The organism is Pseudomonas sp. R2-7-07 (assembly GCF_003852355.1).
Lineage (GTDB): Bacteria > Pseudomonadota > Gammaproteobacteria > Pseudomonadales > Pseudomonadaceae > Aquipseudomonas.
The window spans coordinates 5,204,577-5,229,105 of the sequence record NZ_CP027759.1 but is presented as its reverse complement, the minus strand read 5'-3'; the positions used below and the strand labels follow the sequence as shown (position 1 = coordinate 5,229,105).

Below are 24,529 nucleotides of genomic sequence, written 5' to 3'. Positions count from 1 at the left end.
AACTATTCCGGGCGAGGACGCCCTGATTCTAACGGGGCATCGCGCCCTTGTCGTGCTGCGGAGAAGAGTGCTTGGACAGAGTGTTTATCGAAGGCCTGGAAGTCGACACCGTGATCGGAGCCTACGACTGGGAGCGCGGAATCCGTCAATGCCTGCGCCTGGACCTGAGCTTTGCCTGGGATAACCGTCCGGCCGCCGCTGGCGACGACCTGACCTTGGCATTGGATTATGCCAGCGTGTCCGCGCGTATCCAGGCCTTTGCCGAGCAGTCCCAGTACCAGCTGGTGGAAACCTTCGCCGAACGCCTGGCCGAAGTGTTGATGAGTGAATTCCAGATTCCCTGGCTGCACCTCAAATTGACCAAGCCAGGTGCCGTCCCGGCGGCCAAAGGCGTGGGCGTGGAGATCGAGCGCGGATGTCGCTGACTCAGGTTTACCTTGGCCTGGGCAGTAATATCGAGCGCGAGCTCAATTTACGTGCGGGACTCGATGCGCTGGCGAGCTTTTTGACGGGCATGCGCTGTTCGGCGGTGTTCGAAAGCCAGCCGGTGGGTATCAAGAGCGGGCCGTTCTTCAATCTGGTGGTGTCGGCGTGGACCGACCTGTCGTTGATGGAGCTGGACCGTCGGTTGAAATCCATCGAGGCCGACAACGGCCGCTATGCGCCAGATCGTAAGGGGCTGCCCCTGGATATCGATGTGCTGCTGTATAGCGATCTAGTGGGTAATTTCGACGGTTTGATCCTGCCGCGGGCTGAGATCCTGAAAAACGCTTTCGTATTGTGGCCGCTGTCGATGATGGCACCGGATCGGGTGCATCCTGAAGCGGGCAAGACCATGGCTGCGCTGTGGCGCGATGCGCAGATCGATCAGGTGCTCGCGCCTGTGGCGTTTGAGTGGCAGGGCCGGCAACTCACGGCAGACGTGCTTCTGTAGGAGCCGAGCTTGCTCGCGAAAAACCAGAGGGCGCTGCGTTATCGCTGATGTCCTTCGCGAGCAAGCTCGCTCCTACAGAGGCTTGTGTTGTTCTTTGTAGGCTTTTAGTGCGTTAAGCCGTTCACGCTTGAGCGCCTCGCCCAGCTCCGGGCCTTTGAAGCCTTTTTCCAGCAAGGGCGCCACTGCCACCTCGCGCGCAGCCTTCGCCGCGCCCCGCAAATAATCTGCCTGTGGATAACTGCGCTGTTCAAGACCCTTGCGGCCCCGCGCATCCATCTCGCAGGCGACCACGAATTCCTCGAAGCGTTGCGGTCGACGGTAGACGTCAAAACTTTGCAGCAACTCCAATAGCGTCGATGCCTTCAGCTCCAGGGCGCGATGCCCGTGGGTGTGATATTGGCCCACCAGCAACGCCAATTCCTGGCAATCCTTTGGCACTTTGAAACGTTCATTAACTGCCTTGATCAGCTTCAAGCCCCGGTGTTCGTGGGCAATGTGCTGCGGCAACTTATCCACAGGCGTCAGACCTTTGCCCAGGTCGTGCAGCAGGCAGGCCCAGCGTACGCTCAGCGGTTGTTTGTGCACTGCAGCCTGTTCCAGCACGCTCAGGGTGTGCACGCCGGTGTCGATCTCGGGATGATGGGCTTCGGGCTGCGGTACGCCGAACAGCGCATCCACTTCCGGCATCAGGGTTTTCAGCGCATGGCTGTCGCGCAGCACCTGAATAAACACCTGGGGCTGGTCTTCCATCAATGCCCGGGAAATCTCCTTCCAACTGCGCTCCGGCGTCAACGCTTCCAGTTCGCCGGATTCGCTGAGCTGACGCATCAGTGCCAGGGTTTCGGGAGCCACGCTGAATCCGAGGTGCGCATAACGCGCGGCAAACCGCGCAACCCGCAGCACTCGCAGGGGATCTTCGGCGAACGCGGGCGAAACGTGACGTAAAACGCGTGCTTCCAGGTCGCGTTGGCCGTGGTAGGGGTCAGTCAGATTGCCCTCATCATCTTCGGCCATGGCATTGATGGTCAGGTCGCGACGAACCAGGTCTTCTTCCAGCGTGACGTCGGGGCTGGCGTGAAACACGAAGCCGCCGTAGCCCCTGCCACTTTTGCGCTCGGTGCGGGCGAGGGCGTATTCATCGCCGTTTTTCGGGTCCAGGAACACAGGGAAGTCAGCGCCGACCGGCTTGAAGCCTTTGGCCTGCATCTCTTCGACGGTGGCGCCAACGACGACGCGATCGATATCGATGACCTCGATGCCCAGCAGGCGATCACGCACGGCACCGCCGACTTTGTAGATTTTCATGAAAAAGCCTCCATTAGCGGCACAGGATACCGTCTGCGCCGGGCCAATGGAGGCTTTGCCGTTTCAGAGATGCACGACGGCCAGGTCCAGACGGCCGTAGTCGGTGTCGTTATGATCGCTGCGCGGGGGAACATGGTGGGTTTTCACCACTTGGTCGCCCTGCAGGGTTTCCAGGTGGATATCGAAGCCCCACAGCCGGTGCAAGTGCTTGAGCACCTCCTCGGTGGATTCGCCCAAGGGTTTGCGGTCGTGCTGCTGGTGACGCAAGGTCAGCGAGCGGTCACCCCGCACGTCGATGCTGTAGATCTGTACGTTGGGCTCGCGGTTGCCCAAGTTGTATTGCGCCGCCAAGGTCTCGCGGATAGTCCGGTAGCCGGGTTCGTCATGAATGGCCGGCACTACCAGGTCGTCCTTGAGGTCGTCATCCATGATGCTGAACAGCTTGAGGTCGCGAATCACCTGGGGAGACAGGTACTGCAGGATGAAGCTCTCATCCTTGAAGCTGCTCATGGCGAACTTGATGGTGGAGAGCCAGTCGCTGCCAGCGATTTCCGGGAACCAGCGACGGTCCTCCTCGGTGGGGTGTTCGCACATGCGCCGGATATCCCGATACATCGCAAAGCCCAGCGCATAGGGATTGATGCCGTTGTAGTACGGGCTATCGAAACCGGGCTGGAACACCACACTGGTATGGGAGGTGAGGAATTCCATCATGAACCCGTCGGTGACCAGGCCCTCGTCGTACAGGTCGTTCATCAGCGTGTAGTGCCAGAACGTCGCCCAGCCCTCATTCATCACCTGGGTCTGGCGCTGGGGATAAAAGTACTGGGCGATCTTGCGCACGATGCGCACGATTTCGCGTTGCCATGGCTCCAGCAGTGGCGCATGTTTTTCCAGAAAATACAGGATGTTTTCCTGAGGTTCGGCGGGGAAGCGTGCATTGTCCTTGTCGCTGTTCTTGCCGGCGCGCTTTGGAATGGTGCGCCACAGATCGTTGATCTGTTTCTGCAAGTGCTCCTCACGTTCCTTCTGACGCAGACGTTCTTCTTCGGCCGAAATCGGATAGGGGCGTTTGTAACGGTCAACGCCGTAGTTCATCAACGCGTGGCAGGAGTCGAGCAGGTCTTCCACCGCGTCGATGCCGTGGCGCTCCTCGCATTGCATGATGTACTGCTTGGCGAACACCAGGTAATCGATGATCGAACTGGCATCGGTCCAGGTGCGGAACAGGTAGTTGCCCTTGAAAAAGCTGTTATGCCCGTAGCACGCGTGGGCCACCACCAACGCCTGCATGCAGATGGTGTTTTCTTCCATCAGGTAAGCGATGCACGGGTCGGAGTTGATCACGATCTCGTAGGCCAGGCCCATCTGGCCGCGGGTATAGGACTTTTCGGTGCTGAGAAAGTGTTTGCCGTAGGACCAATGGTGATAACCCAGCGGCATACCGACGGAGGCGTAGGCGTCCATCATCTGTTCGGCGGTGATCACTTCGATCTGATTGGGGTAAGTGTCCAGGGCATAACCCGCCGCGATGCGGCTGATTTCCCGGTCATAGGCCTGGATCAGTTCAAAGGTCCACTCGGACCCGGTGGAAATAGGTTGGCGCTTATGCTCTTTTTTGGCGGTCATGACACTAACCTGCGCTGGAAGAGTTCACGGAAGACCGGATAGATATCGCCGGCCGAGACCAGTTGCTGTTGGGCGAACGTATCGGCAAAGGCTTCGCCGATGCGCTCGTATTCGAACCATAGCGCCTGGTGCTCACGGGGGGTAATTTCGACGTAGGTGTAGTACTGCACGAAAGGCATGATCTGGTTGATCAGGATGTCGCGGCAGATCGGCGAGTCATCGTTCCAGTTGTCCCCGTCGGACGCCTGGGCCGCGTAGATATTCCACTCATTGACCGGGTAGCGCTCGGCCATGATTTCCTGCATCAGCTTCAGGGCGCTGGAGACGATAGTGCCGCCGGTTTCGCGGGAATAGAAGAATTCTTCTTCGTCCACTTCCCGGGCGCTGGTGTGATGGCGGATGAACACCACCTCGATCTTGTCGTAGTTCCGCTTCAGGAACAGGTACAGCAAGATAAAGAAGCGCTTGGCAATGTCCTTGGTGGCCTGGGTCATGGAGCCGGACACGTCCATCAGGCAGAACATCACGGCCTTGGAACTCGGGTTGGGCTGCTTGACCAGCAGGTTGTATTTCAAGTCAAAGGTATCGAGGAACGGCACGCGATGAATGCGCGCGCTGAGCTTCTCGATCTCTGCCTCTATTTCCTGGATATCGCCGAAGTTGTCCGGTTCTTCGCGCCTCAGGCGCTCCAACTCTTCCTTGGCCTGCTTCAATTTTGCACGGCTGCTTCCTGACAGGGCGATACGCCGGGCGTGGGCTGAGCGCAGGGTGCGGATGATGTTGATACGCGACGGGTTGCCCTCGTTGCTGATACCCGCACGCACGGTTTTGAACGTGTCGGTGCCAGTCAGGTTGCGTTTGACCAGGTTGGGCAGTTCCAAGTCCTCGAACATGAATTCGAGAAATTCTTCCTGGGTGATCTGGAACACGAACTCGTCCATGCCCTCGCCGGAGTTACCGGCCTTGCCCGCGCCCTTGCCCCCACCGCCACCTTGCGGGCGCTGAATGTGGTCACCCGTGGTGAACTCCTTGTTGCCCGGATGCACCACGGTTTGCTTACCGCCCCGGCCGTGGTGCAGCACGGGTTCGTCGATGTCCCGTCCGGGAATGCTGATTTGTTCGCCATGTTCCATGTCGGTAATGGAGCGGCGGCTGACGGCCTCTTCAACGGCCTTTTTGATATGGTCACGGTAACGCCGCAGGAACCGCTGGCGGTTTACCGTGCTCTTGTTCTTGCCATTGAGGCGTCGGTCGATCACATAGCTCATGGGGAGCCCTCCGGGCAGCTTCACGTTACAAGCTTCAAGCCGCGAACTGGAAGCTTAGGGACAAGCGGTCGACTGCCAGGCCGGATGCCTGGCAGTGGCCGCCTGTCGCTGCCTTACTGCGATTTGCGCACCCGCAGGTACCACTCGGAGAGCAGTCGTACCTGTTTGTCGGTGTAGCCGCGCTCGACCATTCGTGTGACGAAGTCGTTGTGTTTTTGCTGATCCTCCTTGCTCGCCTTGGCGTTGAAGCTGATAACCGGCAGCAGATCCTCGGTGTTGGAGAACATTTTCTTCTCGATCACCACCCGCAGCTTCTCGTAGCTGAGCCAAGTTGGGTTCTTGCCGTTGTTGTTGGCGCGGGCGCGCAGCACGAAGTTGACGATTTCGTTGCGGAAATCCTTCGGATTACTGATGCCGGCGGGTTTCTCGATTTTCTCCAGCTCCTCGTTGAGTGCCACGCGGTTGAGGATTTCGCCGGTTTCCGGGTCGCGGTATTCCTGGTCCTGAATCCAGAAGTCGGCATACAGCACGTAGCGGTCGAAAATGTTCTGGCCGTACTCGCTGTAGGACTCTAGGTAGGCGGTCTGGATTTCCTTGCCGATGAATTCGATGTAGCGCGGCGCCAGGTATTCCTTGAGGAAGCGCAGATAGCGCTCGCGGGTTTCGGCCTGGAATTGTTCCTGTTCGATCTGCTGCTCCAGCACGTACAGCAAATGCACCGGGTTGGCGGCGATCTCGTGAGGGTCGAAGTTGAACACCTTGGACAGGATCTTGAACGCGAAACGCGTCGACAGGCCGTTCATGCCTTCATCGACGCCCGCCGTGTCGCGGTATTCCTGGATCGATTTGGCCTTGGGATCGGTGTCCTTGAGATTTTCCCCGTCGTACACGCGCATTTTCGAGTAGATATTCGAGTTCTCCGGCTCCTTGAGGCGCGACAGCACGGTGAACTGGGCGAGCATCTTCAGGGTGTCGGGTGCGCAATGCGCCTTGGCCAGGGAGCTGTTGAACAGCAGTTTGTCGTAGATCTTGATTTCATCGCTGACCCGTAGGCAGTACGGCACCTTGACGATGTAGATACGGTCGATGAAGGCTTCGTTGTTCTTGTTGTTGCGGAAGGTGTGCCACTCCGATTCGTTGGAGTGAGCCAGCAGGATCCCAGTGAATGGAATCGCGCCCAGGCCTTCGGTACTGTTGTAGTTACCTTCTTGCGTGGCCGTGAGCAGTGGGTGCAGCACCTTGATCGGCGCCTTGAACATCTCCACGAATTCCATCAGGCCCTGGTTGGCCCGGCACAGCGCGCCCGAGTAGCTGTAGGCATCGGCGTCGTTCTGTGGGAATTCTTCCAGTTTGCGGATATCGACCTTGCCCACCAGTGCGGAGATGTCCTGGTTGTTCTCGTCGCCCGGTTCAGTCTTGGCGACGCCGATCTGGTTGAGGATCGACGGGTAGAGCTTGACCACGCGGAACTGGCTGATATCGCCACCGAATTCGGACAGGCGCTTGGTGGCCCAGGGCGACATGATGGTATTGAGATAGCGCCGAGGGATGCCAAAGTCTTCTTCGAGGATGGCGCCGTCTTCGGTGGCGTTGAACAGGCCCAGGGGCGACTCGAACACCGGCGAGCCCTTGATCGCGTAGAAGGGCACCTTTTCGATCAGTTGCTTGAGTTTTTCGGCCAGGGACGACTTGCCACCGCCGACGGGGCCGAGCAGGTAGAGGATCTGTTTCTTTTCCTCCAGGCCTTGGGCAGCATGGCGGAAGTAGGAGACGATCTGGTCGATGCATTCTTCCATGCCGTGGAAGTCTTCAAAGGCCGGATAGCGGCGGATCACCTTGTTGGAGAATATTCGCGACAGCCGCGAGTTGTTGGCGGTTTCCACCAACTGCGGCTCGCCGATTGCCAGCAGCAGGCGTTCGGCGGCAGACGCATAGGTACTGCGATCCTGTTTGCACAGTTCGAGGTACTCTTGAAGCGTGAGTTCCTCCTCCTGTGTGGACGCGAAACGTTGTTGGAAGTGGCTAAAGATACTCATGACGTCGTCACCTCGCTCGATACGTGGAGCCGACGCCGGATCAATCAGTCGATGCTGGCAGTCATTGACGTTCGCCAATAGCTGTTTTCCCCCCAGAACACCCTGAAACGCTACCGATGACCCGCACGCCGGTGTACCGGCTCTCCCCTGATTTGGATGGCCTGCGCTTAAGGATAGTTCGGAATCGGGGAGGTCAAGGCGCGATGCGTAATTAGTTTGGCCGCGCCGTTCGTCAGAAACGGCGCAAGCCCAAGCGTCACGCGGGGTAGCGGGGTGTGAAAAAAATTATTGCGAATCGCCTGAAGATATTTCCGCAGGATAGGTCGCACGCCACAGCTCAAAGCCGCCGTCCAGGCTGTAGACGTCGGAGAAACCCTGGCTGACAAGATAAGCCGCTGCGCTCTGGCTGGAGTTGCCGTGGTAGCACGCAACGATCAGCGGCGCGTCGAGGTCGGCGGCGCGGATAAAGTCGGCGATGTTGACGTTGTCCAGATGCCGGGCGCCGGCAATGTGCGCAGCGGCATACGTAGGCTGGTCACGGATATCGACGACCACAGCGCCTTGTTCGCGCAGGGCCTGGGCTTGTTCGGGGGGAATACGTTTGAATTCTGTCATGGCGGGCTCCTAGGGCTTGGCGGCGGCCGTCTGTGTATTGGATACGGGGGATTCACACTGGCAACTGATGCGCTCGCCGGTGTCGATGTTCATCAGGGTCATGGCACCACCCCACACGCAGCCGGTGTCGAGGGCGAACACGCCGGGTTCTTCGCATTTGCCTTCTAGGGCGGCCCAATGACCGAAGATGATTTTCGTGTCACGGGTTTTGCGTTCCTTGTGCGCAAACCAGGGTTTATAGCCAGGCAGCGCGGTATCGGCGCCTTCCTTGCTCTTGAGGTCCAGTCGGCCCTCGGCCGTGCAAAAGCGCATGCGCGTGAAGTAGTTGGTGATCACCCTCAAGCGGGCAACGCCGCTGAGGTCGCTGTCCCACTTCATCGGCTCGTTGCCATACATGCCGTCGAGGTAGGCGGTGTAGAGGTTGTCATCGGCCAGGGCGCTTTCGACTTCGGCTGCGCACTTGAGGGCTTTTTTCAACGTCCATTGCGGTGGGATGCCAGCATGGACCATGGCGATGTTGCGGGCCTCGTCGTAATGCATGAGCTTTTGTCGGCGCGCCCACTCCAGCAACTCGGCCCGGTCCGGCGCTTCGAGGATTTCCCGCAGCGTATCGCCTTTTTTCAGACGCTCGATGTTGTGGCCGGCCGCGAGCAGGTGCAGGTCATGGTTGCCCAGCACGCAGACCAGCGAATCACGCAGCTTATAGAGGTAGCGCAAGGTTTCCAGGGACTGCGGACCACGGTTGACCAGATCGCCGACCAACCAAAGGCGATCGGTTGCCGGGTCGAACGTGACGCGTTCGAGCAGGCACTTGAGGGGCTCCAGGCAGCCTTGCAGGTCACCGACCGCATACGTTGCCATCAGTGCAGGGCTCCGGGTACGGCGAGGCGGAATGGCTTGATGATCGCGTCGAACAGCTTGCCGTCGGTCGCTTTCATTTGATAGGTGCCTTGCATGGTGCCGACTTTGGAGGTCATCACCGTGCCGCTGCTGTAGGTATGGCTGGCGCCGATGTCGATCAACGGTTGCTGGCCGACAACACCCGCGCCGCGTACTTCTTCGACCTGACCATCACCGTCGGTGATCACCCAATGGCGCGACAGCAGCTTGGCCGGCACCAGCCCGTTGTTTTTCACCGTGATGGTGTAGGCAAAGGCAAAGCGGTTGTGTTCAGGTTGGGATTGGTCCGCCAGGAAGCGGGTAACGACGCTGACGTCGATCTGGTAGCGAGGATCGGACATGCAAGAGGCCTTAAAAGCAGATGCGCAGGACAGCTGATGCGGGCCAGTCTAGGCCAAGAGGTGGCCACTAGGCCAGATATGTGATCCAAATGTGGGAGGGGGCTTGCTCCCGATAGCGGTGTGTCAGTTGAAATTTATCCACTGATACTCCCCTATCGGGAGCAAGCCCCCTCCCACATTGGATCGCGTTGAACCTTACCCTTCTGTCGGGGCAGGCTGAATCGCCAGCTGGTCGGCCAGGCGCACGAACGCGGCTAGGTCCAGTTGCTCGGGGCGCAGGCTGCCGTCGACGCCGGCCGCTTCGATTTCGGCGTTGCTCAACAGCGCCTTGAGCGTGTTGCGCAGGGTCTTGCGGCGTTGGTTGAACGCTTCACGCACGACGCGCTCAAGCAATTTGTGGTCCTTGGCCGGGTGCGGCAGCACGGCATGGGGCACCAGGCGCACGATGGCCGAGTCGACCTTCGGCGGCGGGTTGAATGCGCCCGGGCCAACGTTGAACAGATGCTCGACGCGGCAATGGTACTGGACCATGATCGACAGCCGGCCCCAATCACCACCACCCGGCCCGGCGGCCAGGCGCTCCACCACTTCTTTTTGCAGCATGAAGTGCATGTCGCGGATGATCCCGGCGTTGTTCAGCAGGTGGAAAATCAGCGGGGTGGAGATGTTGTATGGCAGGTTACCGACCACACGCAGGCTGCTGGGCGCAGCATTGAGCGTATTGAAGTCGAACTTCAGCGCATCGCCCTGATGCAGATTAAAGTTGGGCTTGTCGGCAAACTGCTGGTTGAGAATCGGGATCAGGTCCTTGTCCAGCTCAACCACGTCCAGTTGGCCGCCACTGGCCAGCAGGCCCTGGGTCAATGCGCCCTGGCCTGGGCCGATTTCCAGCAGGCGGTCGCAAGATTTGGCGTGGATGGAGCGCAGGATGCGGTCAATTACGCCAGCGTCGTGCAGGAAGTTTTGCCCGAAGCGCTTGCGCGCCCGGTGTTGGTAATGCTCAGTCATATACGGGTCTCGGCCATCTGATAGGCGGTTTCCAGGGCCATGTGCAGGCTGCCGGTATCGATCTTGCCGCTGCCTGCCAGGTCCAGGGCAGTGCCATGGTCGACGGAGGTGCGGATGATCGGCAGGCCCAGTGTCACGTTGACTGCGGCGCCGAAGCCTTTGTATTTCAGCACGGGCAGCCCCTGGTCATGGTACATCGCCAGCACTGCGTCGCAGTGCTCCAGATATTTGGGGGTAAACAGAGTGTCGGCAGGCAATGGGCCGCGCAGGTCCATGCCTTCTTGGCGCAGACGCTCTAATGTCGGTTCAATGATGTCGATTTCTTCACGGCCCAAATGCCCGCCTTCACCGGCGTGGGGGTTGAGCCCACAGACCAGGATACGCGGTTGGGCAATGCCGAATTTGTGTTGCAGGTCGGCGTGCAGGATGCGTGTGACGCGTTCTATGCGCTCGGCGGTGATGGCGTCGGCGATGTCGCGCAGCGGCAGGTGCGTGGTGACCAGCGCGACGCGAAGGCCCCGGGTGGCCAGCATCATCACGACTTGTTCGGTGTGTGTGAGTTCGGCCAGGAATTCGGTATGGCCGGAAAAGGCGATACCGGATTCGTTGATCACGCCTTTATGGACGGGCGCGGTGATCATGCCGGCGAAGTCGCCGTCGATGCAGCCTTGGCCGGCGCGGGTCAGGGTTTCCAGTACGAAGGCCGCATTGGCCTTGTCCAGTTGCCCGGCGATGACCTTGGCTTGCAGGGGCGTGTCCCACACATACAGGCTGCCCGCCGGCGCCGGCAGGTCGGGCCAGTTGCCCGGTGCGACGCTCAGCAGGTTGACAGCCACACCCAGTTGCGCGGCCCGCTCAAGGAGCAGGTCGCAGCTGGTGATGGCAATCAGGGGGTGTGGCTGGGGTTGCGAGGCGAGCAGCAGGCACAGGTCTGGACCAATGCCGGCCGGCTCGCCGGGTGTTACCGCGAAACGCTGGGGTTTCACTGGGTTGCCTGGTCGGTGCCTGTTTGCTCGGCGCCTGGCAGCTTGTTTTCTACGTAGGCTTCGTCACGGATCTGACGCAACCAGGTTTGCAGCTCTTCGTCGTACTTGCGGTTACGCAGTACGGTCAGGGCTTGCTGTTCGCGGGCCTGGTTGGTGTTGTCGGTGGCGCGACGGCCAAGGACTTCCAGCACGTGCCAGCCGTATTGGGTCTTGAACGGCTTGGACAGTACGCCTTGCGGAGTATCGGCCATCACCTGCTGGAACTCGGGCACCAGGGCTTTCGGGTCGATCCAGTTCAGGTCGCCGCCGTTGAGGGCAGAACCTGGGTCTTCCGAAAAGCTCTTGGCCAGGGTGGCGAAGTCTTCACCGCTTTCGATGCGGTCATAGATCTTCTGGGCCAGTTCCTTGGTTTGTGCCTCGGTACGGATTTCGCTTGGTTTGACCAGAATGTGACGAACGTGTACTTCGTCTTTCAGCGAGGTCTCGCCGCCGCGCTTGGCCAGCAGCTTGAGGATGATGAAACCGCCCGGAGTACGTGCCGGTTGGGTAATGTCACCCACGTTCATCGCACTCAGCTCGCGGTCGAACGGCGGCGGCAGTTGAGCGGCTTTACGCCAGCCCATGTCACCACCGTCGAGCGCGTTGTCGCTGCCGGACTGGGCAATCGCCATCTGGGCGAAATCAGCGCCGGCCTTGAGGCGATCATAGATAGCCTGGGTTTTGGCTGCGGCCGCATTGAGCTGCTCGGCGTTGGCGCTGTCGGGCGTTGGGATCAGGATATTGGCCAGGTGCAGCTCTTCGGAAAGCTGCATCTTGCCCAGGTCCGAGGCCAGGAAGTTCTTCACTTCCTGCTCCGACACCTGCACCCGTTCGGCTACGCGACGCTGGCGTACACGGCTGATGATCATTTCACGCTTGATCTGGTCACGCGCGTCCTCATAGGACAGGCCATCGTGCGCCAGAGCTGCGCGGAACTGGTCGATGCTCATATTGTTGCGTTGAGCGATGGTGCCGACGGCCTGGTTCAGCTCTTCGTCAGAAATACGGATGCCGGAGCGTTCGCCGATCTGCAGTTGCAGGTTTTCCACGATCAGGCGTTCCAGCACCTGGGGTTCCAGGACGCTGGTCGGCGGCACACCACCGCCACGCTTGGCGATGGTTTGCTGAACTTCCTTGACCCGTTGGTCCAGTTGGCTCTGCATGATCACGTCGTTATCGACGATGGCTGCGACTTTATCCAGCTGTTGCACCGCGGCATGCGCCGAGGCGGCACCCAGGAACAGCGCGCCCAGCACGAGCGGGCGCAAGCACTCAGAAAGCTTTGTCTTCACGTTCACGATAACCTTCAATGCCTTTGTCGAGGAAGCTCTCTACCTTGGCGCCGGTCAGGCCGCCGAGTCCTTTGAGGACAATTTGGAAGAAGAGCCCGTGGTCACCCTTTTCGTTGAGAGGGGCGATCTGGCTGTATTCGTCGTTGGAAACCCAGTAGCGGTTGATGACGCGCAGTTTCCAGCAGCAGTTGTCGTACTCGAAACCGCCGAAGGCTTCCAAGGTACGGTTGCGGGCGTAGTCATACTGCCAGCGGGTGATCAGGTTCCACTGCGGAATGATCGGCCACATCATCGAGAAGTCGTGTTGCTGGATTTTGTAGTAGTCCTTGATGAAGTTCGGGTTGCCTTCGCTGCCATAGTCACCACCAAATTGCCATTTGCCGGTCAACTGGTTGTAGACGACCTGGTCATTACGGTAGCGATAGCCGACGTTGATTACCTTATTCGGGTTGTCTTCCGGCTGGTAGTGGAACATCGCGCTGCCGGAGCGTGGGCTGTGGCTGGTAGGGTCCCAGTTGTAGTCGGCCGTCGCACGCCAATCTCGGTTGAAGCGGAAAGAGTAATCCAAGGCGATCGGCGACACGTCTTCATGTGCATCATCACGGGTTGTCGCGTCTACACCTGGCAATTGTACTTCGCGGTCTTTGAAGTACACAGCCTGGCCGATACTGATACGTTGACGCTCAAGGCCGTCGTCTTGAATCCAGCGGCTGGTCAGGCCCAGCGACAGTTTGTTTTCGTCGCCGATACGGTCGCCGCCGGTGAAGCGGTTGTCACGGAACAACGAGTCGAAACTGAATGGAGTTTCGCTAGTGTCAAACACCGGGATATTTTTCTGATCTTTCTCTGGTACATAGAGATAGAACAAACGTGGTTCCAGGGTTTGCTGGTAATTACGACCAAACCATTGGGTATTACGGTCAAAGAAGAGGCCGCTATCGATACTGGCAATGGGGACGGAGCGATTTTGAGAACTATTGAACGTCTCGCCCAGAGCCGACGCGCCTAGTCTATTGACTACCAGGTCATTCTTGCCGGTGTTATCCAGGTCAAGGTCGTATTTGGTATAGACATACTTGAGCTTCGGTGTAATGAAACCGTAGGTCCAATTCAGCGGCAGGGAGACGCTCGGTGCTGCACTCAGGCGAGTACCGTTGGCACGGCTCAACCCGAGGACGTTGTTGTCCAGACGAGAGGAAATTGCTCCGTCCTTGTCAGTGTAAGAGCCGTTCTGAAGATCTCGGTCGAACCGCACCGCTTCTGTTTCGTAAGCGAGGTCCAGCCCGCCAGGATGGTAAGGCAGCGCACCGTTGAAAGTGATCTGTGGCAAGCGGTCGTATGGGGTGAACTCCGATACCGTCGCCAGTTGGTACGCCTGAACGTTCAAGCGAGCCTGGTACGTATCACCGCGGTAAGTCAGGGAACCCTGCTGGTTGACGAAGTCGCGACTCTCTACGCCTTCTTCGTAGGACTTCAGGTCCTGGAAGTAGTAAGGATCGCTGATTTTGGTGTAATCAACCAGTGACGTCAGCCGCGAATCCAAGCCACCTTTATGCTGCCAATTGAGCATATAGCGGGTTTTTTCGGAGTCGGTCTGGTTCTTGCGCTCATCGTTGTCGTCGTTGAGGTACGCCCCACCAAACTGCCCTTCGCTGGACTTGGTGAGGTAGCGGAATTCGCCTTCCATCAACATGCCGCGCTTGGTCATGTATTGCGGGTACAACGTGGCGTCGTAGTTCGGTGCCAGGTTGAAGTAGTACGGCGTTACCAGCGTAAAGCCAGTTTCACTGCCGGTGCTGAAGCTCGGCGGCAGGAAGCCGGATTGACGACGGTCGTCAATCGGGAAATAGATGTAAGGGGTGTACAGGATCGGGATGTTCTTGACCCGCAACGTCGCGTTGGTGGCCGTACCGAAACCGGTGGCCGGGTTCAACGTGATGTTGTTGCCCTTGAGCTGCCAGGCGTTGCTGTCCGGCTCGCAGGTGGTGTACGTACCGTCCTTGAGACGGATGATCGCGTTCTCGGCACGCTTGGCGTAGAGCGCGTTACCGCGGATACGCGACTTGTGCATCACGTATTCGGCGTTGTCGATCTGGGCGGCGCCGGTATCGAGCTGGACCTGGGCATGGTCGCCCACGATCAGCGCGCCGTTGTCGCGCAGACGCACGTTGCCGTTCAGCTCGCCACGGTTCTCGGCCTGATACAGGCTGGCTTCCTCGGATTCCAGCTGCATGCTGCCCTGGCGCATGACGACGTCACCGGCCAGTGTCGCGACCTGCTGTTCCTGCTCGTAACGAGAGGCTTTGGCACCGATGAAGGTCGGCGCATCGCCCTTGTCCGTCTTGTCGTTCATGCCAGGACGAGTCGGCTCGATGTAGGCACCGCCGCAGTAAGGGCCGGTTTCGGCCAGCTGCGCTGCGGTCAGCTTCTCGCGAGGCACCCAGTCCAAGTGGCTGTAGTCTTTGCTGCGCGAACGCAGCCCACGGCCCTTGGCTTCGGTGACCAGCATGGTCTTGGGCTCGGCGTCGGCGCTGCCGCCAGCCTCGCCTTGCGGCGTGCTGTTGGCCGAGCTGACGGCAGAGCCGTCATGCACCGGCCGCGGTGGCAACGGGGCGGCGGCGGTTTTCGGCGCGCAATCCCAGGCACCCGAAGCAGAGACTGAGCAGTCATACTGTTCCGCGGCGACCACGAATGAGGTGGCGAAGGGTTGCAAGGCCAGCAGACTGCCGGTTACCAGCAACGGAAATTTTCTACGAAACGCGGGGGATTTCAATGCCATCTTATTAGTCCGGGCTTCCTGCGTGCCATCTGCCCGCGGTTTGGGCCGCACGCCTCTCGATGGTCTGAAAAAGATGCGTGATAATAAAGCATGCCCCGCTTGACGGCTAGCGCCGTCGGAGACCCTTGTAATGCCCGAGCACGATCTACGTTTACAACAGCTGGAAGTCTGGCTGGATGAGCAGTTGCCGATCCTCTTCAACGCCCAGGACTGGGGTGCCGTACCCCCGGCCACATTGACTGCGGCCAGCAGCGACGCGAGTTTCAGGCGTTACTTCCGCTGGGAGGGTGGGGCGCATACATTCGTCGTGATGGATGCGCCACCGCCCCAGGAAAACTGCAAACCTTTCGTCGATATCGCGCATTTGCTCGCGAAATCGGGAATTAATGTGCCAAAAATTTATGCGGAAGATTTGCCGCGTGGCTTTCTTTTGCTCAATGACCTGGGCCGAAACACCTACCTGGACGTGATTGACGAACAAAACGCCGATCAATTGTTTGCCGACGCCATCGACGCGTTGCTGGCATTCCAGCAGTTGCCGATGGACGCGCCGTTGCCCAGCTATGACGTGGCGTTGCTGCGCCGCGAGCTTGAATTGTTTCCTGAATGGTACGTACGCCGCCACTTGGGTATCGAGCTCGATACCCAGCAGCAAGCCCTCTGGCAGAGTGCCAGCGAGCTGCTGGTCGACAGCGCCCTGGCGCAGCCCAAAGTGCTGGTGCACCGCGACTATATGCCGCGCAACCTGATGATCAGCGAGCCCAGCCCCGGCGTGCTGGATTTCCAGGACGCGGTCTACGGCCCGGTGACCTACGACATTACCTGTCTGTTCAAGGATGCCTTCCTCAGCTGGCCCCAGGCTCGCGTGCGGGAGTGGCAGCGCGGCTATTGGGAACGCGCCGGGCAGTTGGGGATCCCCGTGCAGGCTGAGTTTGAAGAGTTCCTGCGCGCCAGCGACCTGATGGGCGTGCAGCGTCACCTCAAGGTCATCGGTATCTTCGCGCGGATTTATCACCGCGACGGCAAGCCACGCTACCTGGCGGATGTGCCGCGTTTCTTTGCCTATATAGAAGCGGTGCTCGCCGACCGTCCGGAGTTGAGTGACCTGGGCGAGCTGCTCGCCAGCCTGCGCCAACCGGCCGAGGCCTGCGTATGAAAGCGATGATCCTGGCGGCCGGCAAGGGCGAACGCATGCGCCCGCTGACGCTGCACACGCCCAAGCCGCTGGTGCAGGCGGGCGGCAAGCGGTTGATCGAGTATCACCTTGAGGCGCTGGCCAAGGCCGGCTTTACCGAGATCGTGATCAACCATGCCTGGCTCGGCGAACAGATCGAAAGCTACCTGGGCGACGGTGCCCAGTTCGGCTTGCGCATCCGCTATTCGGCCGAAGGCGAGCCGCTGGAAACCGGCGGCGGGATTTTCAAGGCCTTGCCGTTGCTGGGGGATGCGCCGTTTCTGGTGGTCAACGGTGATATCTGGACCGACTACGACTTCAGCCAGTTGAAGCGACCGCTCCAGGGCCTGGCCCACCTGGTGATGGTCGACAACCCGGCGCATCACCCGTCTGGTGGCGACTTCTACTTGAACGACGGGTTGCTTCATGATGCGGCGCCGGGTGCCGATAACCTGACCTTCAGTGGCATTTCCGTGCTCGACCCCCAGTTGTTCGCGGGCTGCAGTGCGGGTGCCTTCAAGCTGGCGCCGCTGTTGCGGGCGGCGATGGACAAAGGTCTGGTAACGGGTGAACACATGAAGGGACGCTGGGTTGATGTCGGAACGCTTGAGCGTCTGGCGCAGGTCGAAACCTTGCTGACAGCGGGGCCGTAGGGATGTTGTGGCCAGGGACGCTGATCGGCGCCGGGGCTGGCTTTGCGATTGCCAGTATTCCGGGGGCTTTGTTGGGTGCATTGTTGGGACAGGCGCTGGACCGGCGCCTGCAGTTGCACAGCTGGGCGCAGTTGCGCGAACGCCTTGGCGGGCGCCCCGCGTTGCGCAACGACGAATTGTTGTTCGTGCTGTTGGGGCGCCTGGCCAAAAGTAACGGCCGGATCGTGGACGGGCATATCCAGCAGGCGCGCCAGGAAATGCGCACACTGGAGATGACCGAGTCGGCCCAGCGCCGAGCCATCCTGGCGTTTAACCGTGGCAAATCCGGCAGCGATCGAGTACGCAGCTATCTGCGCGTGCTCAAGGCGCAACCCCATGCCGCCGAGGGCGTTTTACGTGCCTGCTGGCGCATGGCCTGGGCGGACGGCCGGGCGGATGATGCCGAGCGCGACTTGATCGAGCTGTGGGGTAAATGGCTGGGCTGGACGCCGCAACAGGTCCGGGCCCTGGCGTCCGATTACGCGCCGGCGCGCAAGCCATTGGTCAATCGTAACGGGACCTATCAGGACGCGTTGCGGCTTCTGGGGGTGACGGCCACCGCCGAGCCTTCGGTGATCAAACGGGCCTATCGCCGCCTGCTCAGCCGCCACCACCCGGACAAGATCGCCGGCAGTGGCGCCAGCCCCGCGCAGGTGCGCGAGGCGACCGAGCGAACCCGTGAGCTGCATAACGCCTATGCGTTGATTCGCGAGCGGCGGGACTTTCGCTGAGGCGATTGCCCTAATGTGGGAGTCCCCCCTACGCCTCCGGCGTAGCGCTGTCGCGCATCAAACTGGTTCATCGTAAAGTTGAAGAACGCGGGCGGGGCAAAGGCCGTAGCCAGCACTGGTGTGTCACCACCCGAGTGGGAGAGTGGCCTGCACGGTATCGGCGTGGAGTCATTGTCGGCACAGCAAGCTGTGACCACATATAAGAGAGTGAATCCGCTCGCCACCGTGTACCCCGCCCGCGTCGTTCAATCCTGCGAGGAATTGTCATGACGCGCAAGAACCAAAAACGTTTTGAAGTTATCCATCCGGACTGCGCTGCCGTTGATGTAGGCGGCCGAGAGCATTTAGCCGCTGTTGATCCGTCGAAATACAGTGACCCGGTTAAGCGGTTTTCAACCTTCACCGATGATTTGCATGCCATGGCCGATTGGTTTGAATCCATGGGCGTCAAGGTGGTGGCGATGGAGGCGACCGGCGTTTATTGGATCCCGCTCTTCGAAATATTGGATAGACGAGGTTTTGAGGTCTATCTCGTTAATTCCCGTGCGACTCGGCAAATAACCGGTCGCAAGTCCGACGTACTGGATTGTCAGTGGATCCTTCTACTCATGACGCACGGCCTGTTGAGGGGCGCTTTTCGGCCTTCGGACAACGTGTGCTCACTGCGCTCCCTGGTCCGTCAGCGTGGCAATAAAGTCCGCGACCAAGCCAAAGCCCTCAACCGGATGCAAAAGGCTTTGGTGCAGATGAACATCCAATTGGCGCAAGTCATCAGCAACATTGCCGGGGTGACAGGCATGAGCATTTTGCGGGCGATTGTTGACGGAGAGCGCGACCCCGAAGTACTTGCCATGCTCAGAGACAAGCGTGTCAAAGCCGATCAGGCAACCGTTGCGCGTAGCTTGAGGGGCAATTGGCGAGCCGAGCATTTGCATGCGCTGAGCCAGGAACTGGCGGCTTATGACTTCCTGGAAAAACAGATCGGTGAATGCGATCAAGCTATTGCTTTTGCGCTTGAGCGGTTGCCGGTTCTTCAGGAGCAAGTTATCCCTCCCAGCAAAACACTGCGTAACCCGCACCGCTCCAATGAGCAGCAATCAGTTCTGCATCGTGCACTGAACCAAGTAATGGGGGTGGATTTGACCGCCATCCCTACCATCGGAATCGATACGGCGCTGGTTTTGGCCAGCGAATTAGGACCGGACTTATCACGATTCCCTACCTCCCAGCACTTCTGCTCTTGGCTAGGGCTTGCCCCGCCCACGAGGATTTCTGGAGGTAAGCCCCTTGCGGGCAAAGGCGTAAAAGTGATTAACCGTGCCGCACAGGCATTGAAGCAGGCGGCTTCTATTGCACGCAATGACAAGAGTTTTATCGGTGCCAGCCATCGTGCACGTTTGACCCGAATGGACACCTGCTGTGCGATTAAAGCGACAGCGCATCAGTTGGCACGGTTGATTTACGCCATGCTGACTAAAGGCCAGCCTTACGTTGAAAAAGGGATAGAGGAATTTGAAGAAAGAAGCCGTGACCGGCAAATGCGCGCCTTGGAACGCAAGGCGCGCAAGCTGGGATTAGAGTTGGTTAAAGCGGCTTAAATTTTAAGAGCAAAAACAATGGGTTATTTTATGTTTGATAAGAGGGGGCTTGCTCCCGATAGCGGTGGGTCAGTTTGAATTACTGAGACTGACACACTGCTATCGAGAGCAAGCCCCCTCCCACATTGGTTTTGTGGCATTGGCGAGCACTGTGTTCAGCCTTTGTCGGCCTGCGGGCTCAGCCAGCCGCGAACGCGCCGGTACAACTGTTCTTGCTCGGCGGCGTCGTTGCCGGGCAAGGCCTTGAGCTGCACCTGCTTGTACCCCTCATTTTTGCCGCGTTTGGCCGCCTGGCTACGGGCCAATGCGTTTTTGCCGTCCTGGGCGCCGTCTTGATAGAACACATCCGCCGTAGGCAGTTTCAACGCTGGCGCCAATTGCTGCAGGTCCGGTTGACGCGCGGCGGGTGTCTTTCCAGCCACCATCACCAGTTTCTGTACCTGGGCAGGCTGTTTCTCGCTCAGATAACGCGCAGCCCACCATGCGCCGGTGCCATGACCGAGCAATACCACACTGCGGGCACCCTGGGTCTGGGCGAACGCGACGGCGGCGTCGATGCGGTCGAAGATGCGTTTGGCATCGGTTTTGTCCTGTTCATCCGCGCCCGGTACCACCGCCGGGTCAGTGCCTTCGGCTTCTGCGCTGGCGGCCTGTTCGACCGGCTTGGCGACCGTGCTGCCGTCTTTGCTGCTGGTGTCGACCGCCGCTTTGGGCGGTTCGATGACGCGTGGCGGCAGGGTGTCCAGATTGACGTCCGGCAATGACAGGCTGAGGGTGCCCCAGGCAGCGTTCGGCAACTTACTGCGCAGCGGGCCGATTGCCTGCGGCCAGTCAGCATTTTCGCCGGCGCCTGGCACGATAATCACCACGCCCTGGGGTTCGGCGCTGTTGGCGGGCTTCCACAGGGCCAGGAACGTATCGCTGCCGGCCTGCAATTGTTGTTGTTCCTGTTGCGCGACCTGGCGTTCGAGGGCGCTGGCTTCTGCCTGGCTGCGCTCGACCAAGGGCTGGCGCTCGACGGGTGTTTCGGCGGCGGGCGCTGGCGCGTCGGCGGCCTGGACAGAAAAGGCGCTGGTAAATAGCAGCGACAGGCACAATGCTGGCAGTGCCGAACGGTTTCGAGGTGGCATCGTTAAATCCCGGCCAGAAATGATTCCAGCAGCCTAATGGGTTGATCAGTATTTGTCAGTGATGTGAGACGTGGATCATGGGTTTTCGCTTCCTGCTGGTTATCGGCTGTCTGTGGGTTGCCTTGATGGCGAACGCCGCGCCGGCACCCGCTACACCCCAGGCGCAACTGAATGCGCAGCAGCGCGCATGGCTGGCGCTGCACCAGCAATTGCGCGTGGGCTTGGTACTGCAGGCGCCTTACGCACAATACGACCGACGGCTGCAGCGCTTGTCCGGGGCCAATGTCGAGTTGATGCAGTGGCTGGCCAAGGCGCTGGGCATCGAGCTGACCTGGCGTAACTTTCCTGATCTGGAGCAGTTGGAAGCTGCCGTGCGTGACGGCGAGGTGGATATCGCACCCGGCCTGCAGCAAACCCCGGCCGGCTTGCGCCTGTGGTTGTTCAGCGACCCTTATATGCGTGTGCCTCAGCATATCGTCGGCATTCGCGACGGCGGCGGCGCGGTGGAGTTGGAAAAACTCGACGCACACACGCGCATCGCCGTGCGCATGCCCAGCGCGGTGGCCGACTACCTGCGCAGTACGTATCCCAATCTCAACCTGCAAGGCGTGCCCATGGAACGCCAGGCCCTGCAGTTACTGGTGAGCCAGCAGGCGCGCTATGCGGTGGTGGATGAGGCGCAACTGAGCCGGTTGGCCGGCGAGGCGGAGTTTGCCGGGCTGGCGGTGGTCGGCGATATCGGCTTGCCGCAATTGCTGCGGGTGGCCACGCGGCATGAATGGCCGGAACTGGCGGGCATCATGCAAAGTGCCTTGCGGGCGATACCCGCCCGCGACCTCGACCAGTTGCACAACCGCTGGCTGCAACCCCAGTACCCGCGTTTTTCCGAATCAATGGGCTTGTGGAAAAACCTCAGCGTGTTGCTGGGCCTGTTGCTGCTCGCCAGCCTCGCGGCAGTGCTCTGGCAGCGCCGCCAGCAGCGCAGTCTGGAGCACGCCCTGCTGGCGGCGCGGGAGGAAAGCGCAGCGCGTGCCGCCGGTGCCGAAGCCTTGCGGCTGACGCAGTTTTCCATCGATCAAAGTACGGTCGGCATCCTGTGGGTCAATTGGGACAGCCATGTGCGGTACGCCAACCGCGCCGCCGAAAGCATGCTCGGCTATGGCCCTGGCGCGTTGATCGAACGGCCGCTGATCGATCTTGACCCGGCCTTGAGCATGGACCGCTGGCTCAACCTGTGGAAGCGCGCGCGTGCCAGCGAGGACGGCGCCCAGACCTTCGCCACCGATTGCCTGCGTGCTGACGGCAGCATCCTGCCCGCCGATGTGTCCTTGAGCTTTCTGCGCTTTGCCGACGGCGAGTACCTGGTGGTGTACCTGACGGACGTCACCGAGCGCCGCCGCTATGTGGCCGCCTTGCTGCAAAGCGAGGCGCAGTTGCGTGAATTGTCAGCCCACCTGGAAACGGTGCGCGAAGAAGAAAAGGCGCGTATCGCCCGCGAGGTTCACGACGAACTCGGGCAAATGCTCACCGTGCTCAAGCTGGAAACCTCGATGTGCGAATTGGCCTATGCGCAGCTCGACCCGGGCCTCAACGAGCGCTTGAACAGCATGAAGCGCCTGATCGCCCAACTCTTCCAACTGGTGCGGGATGTGGCAACCGCGCTGCGCCCGCCGATTCTCGACGCCGGCATTGCTTCGGCCATCGAATGGCAGGCGCGACGTTTCGAAGCGCGCACGCTGATTCCCTGCCTGGTCAAAGTCCCGGAAAACGTGCCGGTGCTGAGCGATGCCAAGGCCATCGGCCTGTTTCGCATTCTGCAGGAGGCCCTGACCAATGTGATGCGCCATGCCCGGGCGCATACTGTAGAACTCACGCTGGAGGTGGACGGCCCGGACCTGCGGCTGACCATCAGCGATGACGGTATCGGCTTCGTGCAGGCCCAAGGGCGGCCGGTATCGTTCGGCCTGGTCGGCATGCGCGAGCGGGTGCTGATCATGGGCGGGCAGTTGTCCCTGGTCAGTGAGCTGGGGGAGGGCACCACCCTGAGTGTCACGGTGCCGTTGAATGCATGACACTAAAAGGAAATTCCCGTGATCCGCGTACTGGTAGCCGAAGACCACACCATTGTTCGTGAAGGCATCAAGCAATTGATCGGCCTGGCCAAAGACCTGCTGGTCGTGGGCGAAGCGAGCAATGGCGAGCAGTTGCTGGAGACTTTGCGACATGTGCCCTGCGAAGTGGTGTTGCTGGATATCTCCATGCCCGGTGTGAATGGCCTGGAAGCCATCGCGCGCATTCGTGCGCTGAATAACCCGCCGGCAATCCTGGTGCTGTCCATGCACGATGAAGCGCAAATGGCCGCCCGTGCTCTCAAGGTTGGCGCGGCCGGTTATGCCACCAAGGACAGCGACCCGGCGCTGTTGCTGATGGCGATTCGCAAGGTCGCGGCGGGCGGGCGTTATATCGACCCGGACCTGGCCGACCGCATGGTTTTCGAAGTCGGCCTGACGGACTCACGCCCCTTGCACTCGTTGCTGTCGGAGCGCGAGTTCTCGGTGTTCGAACGCCTGGCCCAGGGCGCCAACGTGAACGACATCGCCGTGCAACTGGCCCTGAGCAGCAAAACCATCAGCACCCACAAGGCGCGCTTGATGCAAAAGCTCCATATCAGCTCCCTGGCCGAGCTGGTGAAATACGCCATGGAACACAAGCTGCTGTAGCGGCGTATCCATTAACGACACCGCGCAAGCGCCGCCCAGCGAAGGCTTGTCGCTGCACTGTCCCATGCCCGCCATGTGTGTAGGGCGATCCCTACCCCGAACCTTCCATCCGGCTGATGCGATTCTCTCCTGGCCCCCGATTTCCGGGGCCTCGCGCCTGGACTACGCTTGTGTCACAGCAGTCCAAAACACAAAGGTGCGGGTATGAGCGAGGTGGATTCAAATGATGTGCTGGTCAGCTTTCGTGGCGTGCAGAAAAGCTACGATGGCGAAAACCTGATCGTCAAAGACCTCAACCTGGAGATTCGCAAGGGCGAGTTCCTCACCTTGCTCGGGCCGTCCGGTTCGGGCAAGACCACCAGCCTGATGATGCTGGCCGGTTTTGAAACGCCCACCGCTGGCGAAATCCAGCTGGCTGGCCGCTCGATCAATAACGTGCCGCCGCACAAGCGCGATATCGGCATGGTGTTCCAGAACTACGCCTTGTTCCCGCACATGACCGTGGCCGAGAACCTTGCATTTCCCTTATCCGTACGTGGCTTGAGCAAGACTGACATCAGCGAGCGGGTCAAGCGCGTGCTGAGCATGGTCCAGCTCGACGCCTTTGCCCAGCGCTACCCGGCGCAACTGTCCGGGGGCCAGCAACAGCGGGTGGCCCTCGCCCGCGCATTGGTGTTCGAGCCGCAACTGGTGCTGATGGACGAACCCCTCGGCGCCCTCGACAAGCAGCTGCGCGAACACATGCAGATGGAAATCAAGCACCTGCACCAGCGCCTCGGCGTCACCGTGGTGTATGTGACCCACGACCAGGGCGAAGCCTTGACCATGTCCGACCGCGTGGCGGTGTTCCACCAGGGCGAAATCCAGCAGATCGCCGCGCCGCGCACCCTCTACGAAGAACCGAAAAACACCTTTGTGGCCAATTTCATCGGCGAAAACAACCGCCTCAATGGCCGTCTGCACAGCCACACCGGCGAGCGCTGCGTGGTGGAACTGGCGCGCGGCGAGAAGGTGGAGGCGCTGGCGGTGAATGTCGGCCAGATCGGCGGCCCGGTGACCCTGTCGGTGCGCCCGGAGCGCGTCAGCCTCAATGGGGCCAGTGACAATTGCATCAACCGTTTTTCCGGGCGGGTGGCGGAGTTCATCTACCTGGGCGACCACGTGCGTTTGCGCCTGGAAGTCTGCGGCAAGACCGATTTTTTCGTGAAACAACCGATCGCCGAGCTGGACCCGGCCCTGGCGGTCGGCGACGTAGTACCGATTGGCTGGCAAGTCGAGCACGTTCGCGCACTCGACCCACTTCTAGAGGCGAACTGATCGCCCCCTGGCTTCACCAACCCTGCACGTGGAGA

At 60.1% G+C, this 24,529-nt stretch carries 21 protein-coding genes; 9 read left to right on the top strand and 12 right to left on the bottom strand.

The window, feature by feature from the left end; all coding sequences use genetic code 11:
• Window positions 1-71: 71 nt before the first annotated feature.
• Entirely contained in the window at window positions 72-425 is a 354-nt protein-coding gene (gene folB / locus C4J86_RS24070) for a dihydroneopterin aldolase (RefSeq protein ID WP_015886183.1), read from the top strand.
• Entirely contained in the window at window positions 416-934 is a 519-nt protein-coding gene (folK, locus tag C4J86_RS24065) for a 2-amino-4-hydroxy-6-hydroxymethyldihydropteridine diphosphokinase (RefSeq protein ID WP_124372050.1), read from the top strand. The genes folB and folK overlap by 10 nt, the downstream gene beginning before the upstream one ends.
• Before the next feature lie 72 nt (window positions 935-1,006).
• Here folK and C4J86_RS24060 read toward each other — a convergent pair whose 3' ends face one another.
• The 11 genes from C4J86_RS24060 to C4J86_RS24010 all read right to left on the bottom strand — a co-directional run bounded on the left by C4J86_RS24060 (window position 1,007) and on the right by C4J86_RS24010 (window position 15,132).
• The gene (locus C4J86_RS24060; protein WP_124372049.1) at window positions 1,007-2,239 is read right to left on the bottom strand and encodes a multifunctional CCA addition/repair protein; all 1,233 of its coding nucleotides are present in this window, start codon (window positions 2,237-2,239) and stop codon (window positions 1,007-1,009) included.
• Between the two features lie 63 nt (window positions 2,240-2,302).
• Entirely contained in the window at window positions 2,303-3,868 is a 1,566-nt protein-coding gene (locus tag C4J86_RS24055) for a SpoVR family protein (protein ID WP_124364655.1), read from the bottom strand.
• Window positions 3,865-5,136 carry a YeaH/YhbH family protein gene (locus C4J86_RS24050; RefSeq protein ID WP_124368561.1) on the bottom strand — a complete coding sequence of 424 codons (1,272 nt, stop codon included), beginning with the start codon at window positions 5,134-5,136 and terminating at the stop codon, window positions 3,865-3,867. The genes C4J86_RS24055 and C4J86_RS24050 overlap by 4 nt, the downstream gene beginning before the upstream one ends.
• Before the next feature lie 113 nt (window positions 5,137-5,249).
• A complete protein-coding gene (locus tag C4J86_RS24045; protein WP_124368560.1) occupies window positions 5,250-7,172 on the bottom strand; it encodes a PrkA family serine protein kinase in 1,923 nt (640 codons plus the stop codon).
• Between the two features lie 285 nt (window positions 7,173-7,457).
• A complete protein-coding gene (glpE, locus tag C4J86_RS24040) occupies window positions 7,458-7,787 on the bottom strand; it encodes a thiosulfate sulfurtransferase GlpE (RefSeq protein WP_124372048.1) in 330 nt (109 codons plus the stop codon).
• 9 nt (window positions 7,788-7,796) lie between these two features.
• Window positions 7,797-8,648 carry a symmetrical bis(5'-nucleosyl)-tetraphosphatase gene (locus C4J86_RS24035; RefSeq protein ID WP_124372047.1) on the bottom strand — a complete coding sequence of 284 codons (852 nt, stop codon included), beginning with the start codon at window positions 8,646-8,648 and terminating at the stop codon, window positions 7,797-7,799.
• Complete coding sequence (gene apaG, locus C4J86_RS24030) at window positions 8,648-9,028, bottom strand: Co2+/Mg2+ efflux protein ApaG (protein WP_124364650.1); 381 nt, start codon at window positions 9,026-9,028, stop codon at window positions 8,648-8,650. The genes C4J86_RS24035 and apaG overlap by 1 nt, the downstream gene beginning before the upstream one ends.
• A gap of 195 nt (window positions 9,029-9,223) precedes the next feature.
• Complete coding sequence (rsmA, locus tag C4J86_RS24025; RefSeq protein WP_124372046.1) at window positions 9,224-10,036, bottom strand: 16S rRNA (adenine(1518)-N(6)/adenine(1519)-N(6))-dimethyltransferase RsmA; 813 nt, start codon at window positions 10,034-10,036, stop codon at window positions 9,224-9,226.
• On the bottom strand, window positions 10,033-11,022 hold the full coding sequence (gene pdxA / locus C4J86_RS24020) for a 4-hydroxythreonine-4-phosphate dehydrogenase PdxA (protein ID WP_124372045.1): 990 nt from the start codon (window positions 11,020-11,022) through the stop codon (window positions 10,033-10,035). Before pdxA ends, rsmA begins: the two co-directional genes overlap by 4 nt.
• The gene (locus C4J86_RS24015) at window positions 11,019-12,353 is read right to left on the bottom strand and encodes a peptidylprolyl isomerase (RefSeq protein WP_124365212.1); all 1,335 of its coding nucleotides are present in this window, start codon (window positions 12,351-12,353) and stop codon (window positions 11,019-11,021) included. Before C4J86_RS24015 ends, pdxA begins: the two co-directional genes overlap by 4 nt.
• Window positions 12,334-15,132: an LPS-assembly protein LptD gene (locus C4J86_RS24010; protein ID WP_124372044.1), complete on the bottom strand. Its 2,799-nt coding sequence runs from the start codon at window positions 15,130-15,132 to the stop codon at window positions 12,334-12,336. Before C4J86_RS24010 ends, C4J86_RS24015 begins: the two co-directional genes overlap by 20 nt.
• A gap of 130 nt (window positions 15,133-15,262) precedes the next feature.
• Here C4J86_RS24010 and C4J86_RS24005 point away from each other — a divergent pair, with 130 nt between their 5' ends.
• The 4 genes from C4J86_RS24005 to C4J86_RS23990 all read left to right on the top strand — a co-directional run bounded on the left by C4J86_RS24005 (window position 15,263) and on the right by C4J86_RS23990 (window position 19,327).
• Window positions 15,263-16,288: an aminoglycoside phosphotransferase family protein gene (locus tag C4J86_RS24005; protein ID WP_124372043.1), complete on the top strand. Its 1,026-nt coding sequence runs from the start codon at window positions 15,263-15,265 to the stop codon at window positions 16,286-16,288.
• Window positions 16,285-16,959, top strand: coding sequence for an N-acetylmuramate alpha-1-phosphate uridylyltransferase MurU (gene murU / locus C4J86_RS24000; RefSeq protein WP_124372042.1), 675 nt, complete (start codon window positions 16,285-16,287; stop codon window positions 16,957-16,959). The genes C4J86_RS24005 and murU overlap by 4 nt, the downstream gene beginning before the upstream one ends.
• 2 nt (window positions 16,960-16,961) lie before the next feature.
• The gene (locus C4J86_RS23995) at window positions 16,962-17,729 is read left to right on the top strand and encodes a TerB family tellurite resistance protein (protein WP_124372041.1); all 768 of its coding nucleotides are present in this window, start codon (window positions 16,962-16,964) and stop codon (window positions 17,727-17,729) included.
• Between the two features lie 266 nt (window positions 17,730-17,995).
• Window positions 17,996-19,327 (top strand): IS110 family transposase, encoded by a 1,332-nt coding sequence (locus tag C4J86_RS23990; RefSeq protein WP_124372040.1) that lies wholly within the window; start codon window positions 17,996-17,998, stop codon window positions 19,325-19,327.
• A 155-nt stretch (window positions 19,328-19,482) separates the two neighbouring features.
• Here C4J86_RS23990 and C4J86_RS23985 read toward each other — a convergent pair whose 3' ends face one another.
• Window positions 19,483-20,457, bottom strand: a complete 975-nt coding sequence (locus tag C4J86_RS23985) for an alpha/beta hydrolase family protein (RefSeq protein WP_124372039.1) — start codon at window positions 20,455-20,457, stop codon at window positions 19,483-19,485.
• 77 nt (window positions 20,458-20,534) lie between these two features.
• Here C4J86_RS23985 and C4J86_RS23980 point away from each other — a divergent pair, with 77 nt between their 5' ends.
• The 3 genes from C4J86_RS23980 to C4J86_RS23970 all read left to right on the top strand — a co-directional run bounded on the left by C4J86_RS23980 (window position 20,535) and on the right by C4J86_RS23970 (window position 24,494).
• A complete protein-coding gene (locus C4J86_RS23980) occupies window positions 20,535-22,529 on the top strand; it encodes a histidine kinase (protein WP_124372038.1) in 1,995 nt (664 codons plus the stop codon).
• A gap of 18 nt (window positions 22,530-22,547) precedes the next feature.
• Window positions 22,548-23,177 (top strand): response regulator transcription factor, encoded by a 630-nt coding sequence (locus C4J86_RS23975; protein ID WP_124364641.1) that lies wholly within the window; start codon window positions 22,548-22,550, stop codon window positions 23,175-23,177.
• A 204-nt stretch (window positions 23,178-23,381) separates the two neighbouring features.
• A complete protein-coding gene (locus tag C4J86_RS23970) occupies window positions 23,382-24,494 on the top strand; it encodes an ABC transporter ATP-binding protein (RefSeq protein WP_124372037.1) in 1,113 nt (370 codons plus the stop codon).
• Window positions 24,495-24,529: the final 35 nt, after the last annotated feature.

Bases quoted from the DNA above. Each gene is read 5' to 3' on its own strand.
- C4J86_RS24045 (WP_124368560.1), bottom strand. From the start codon at position 7,172: ATGAGTATCTTTAGCCACTTCCAACAACGTTTCGCGTCCACACAGGAG.
- C4J86_RS23995 (WP_124372041.1), top strand. From the start codon at position 16,962: ATGTTGTGGCCAGGGACGCTGATCGGCGCCGGGGCTGGCTTTGCGATT.
- rsmA (WP_124372046.1), bottom strand. From the start codon at position 10,036: ATGACTGAGCATTACCAACACCGGGCGCGCAAGCGCTTCGGGCAAAAC.
- C4J86_RS24060 (WP_124372049.1), bottom strand. From the start codon at position 2,239: ATGAAAATCTACAAAGTCGGCGGTGCCGTGCGTGATCGCCTGCTGGGC.
- C4J86_RS24035 (WP_124372047.1), bottom strand. From the start codon at position 8,648: ATGGCAACGTATGCGGTCGGTGACCTGCAAGGCTGCCTGGAGCCCCTC.
- C4J86_RS23985 (WP_124372039.1), bottom strand. From the start codon at position 20,457: ATGCCACCTCGAAACCGTTCGGCACTGCCAGCATTGTGCCTGTCGCTG.
- folK (WP_124372050.1), top strand. From the start codon at position 416: ATGTCGCTGACTCAGGTTTACCTTGGCCTGGGCAGTAATATCGAGCGC.
- murU (WP_124372042.1), top strand. From the start codon at position 16,285: ATGAAAGCGATGATCCTGGCGGCCGGCAAGGGCGAACGCATGCGCCCG.
- C4J86_RS24050 (WP_124368561.1), bottom strand. From the start codon at position 5,136: ATGAGCTATGTGATCGACCGACGCCTCAATGGCAAGAACAAGAGCACG.
- C4J86_RS24010 (WP_124372044.1), bottom strand. From the start codon at position 15,132: ATGGCATTGAAATCCCCCGCGTTTCGTAGAAAATTTCCGTTGCTGGTA.
- C4J86_RS23970 (WP_124372037.1), top strand. From the start codon at position 23,382: ATGAGCGAGGTGGATTCAAATGATGTGCTGGTCAGCTTTCGTGGCGTG.
- C4J86_RS23990 (WP_124372040.1), top strand. From the start codon at position 17,996: ATGACGCGCAAGAACCAAAAACGTTTTGAAGTTATCCATCCGGACTGC.
- apaG (WP_124364650.1), bottom strand. From the start codon at position 9,028: ATGTCCGATCCTCGCTACCAGATCGACGTCAGCGTCGTTACCCGCTTC.
- C4J86_RS23980 (WP_124372038.1), top strand. From the start codon at position 20,535: ATGGGTTTTCGCTTCCTGCTGGTTATCGGCTGTCTGTGGGTTGCCTTG.
- C4J86_RS24005 (WP_124372043.1), top strand. From the start codon at position 15,263: ATGCCCGAGCACGATCTACGTTTACAACAGCTGGAAGTCTGGCTGGAT.
- glpE (WP_124372048.1), bottom strand. From the start codon at position 7,787: ATGACAGAATTCAAACGTATTCCCCCCGAACAAGCCCAGGCCCTGCGC.
- C4J86_RS24055 (WP_124364655.1), bottom strand. From the start codon at position 3,868: ATGACCGCCAAAAAAGAGCATAAGCGCCAACCTATTTCCACCGGGTCC.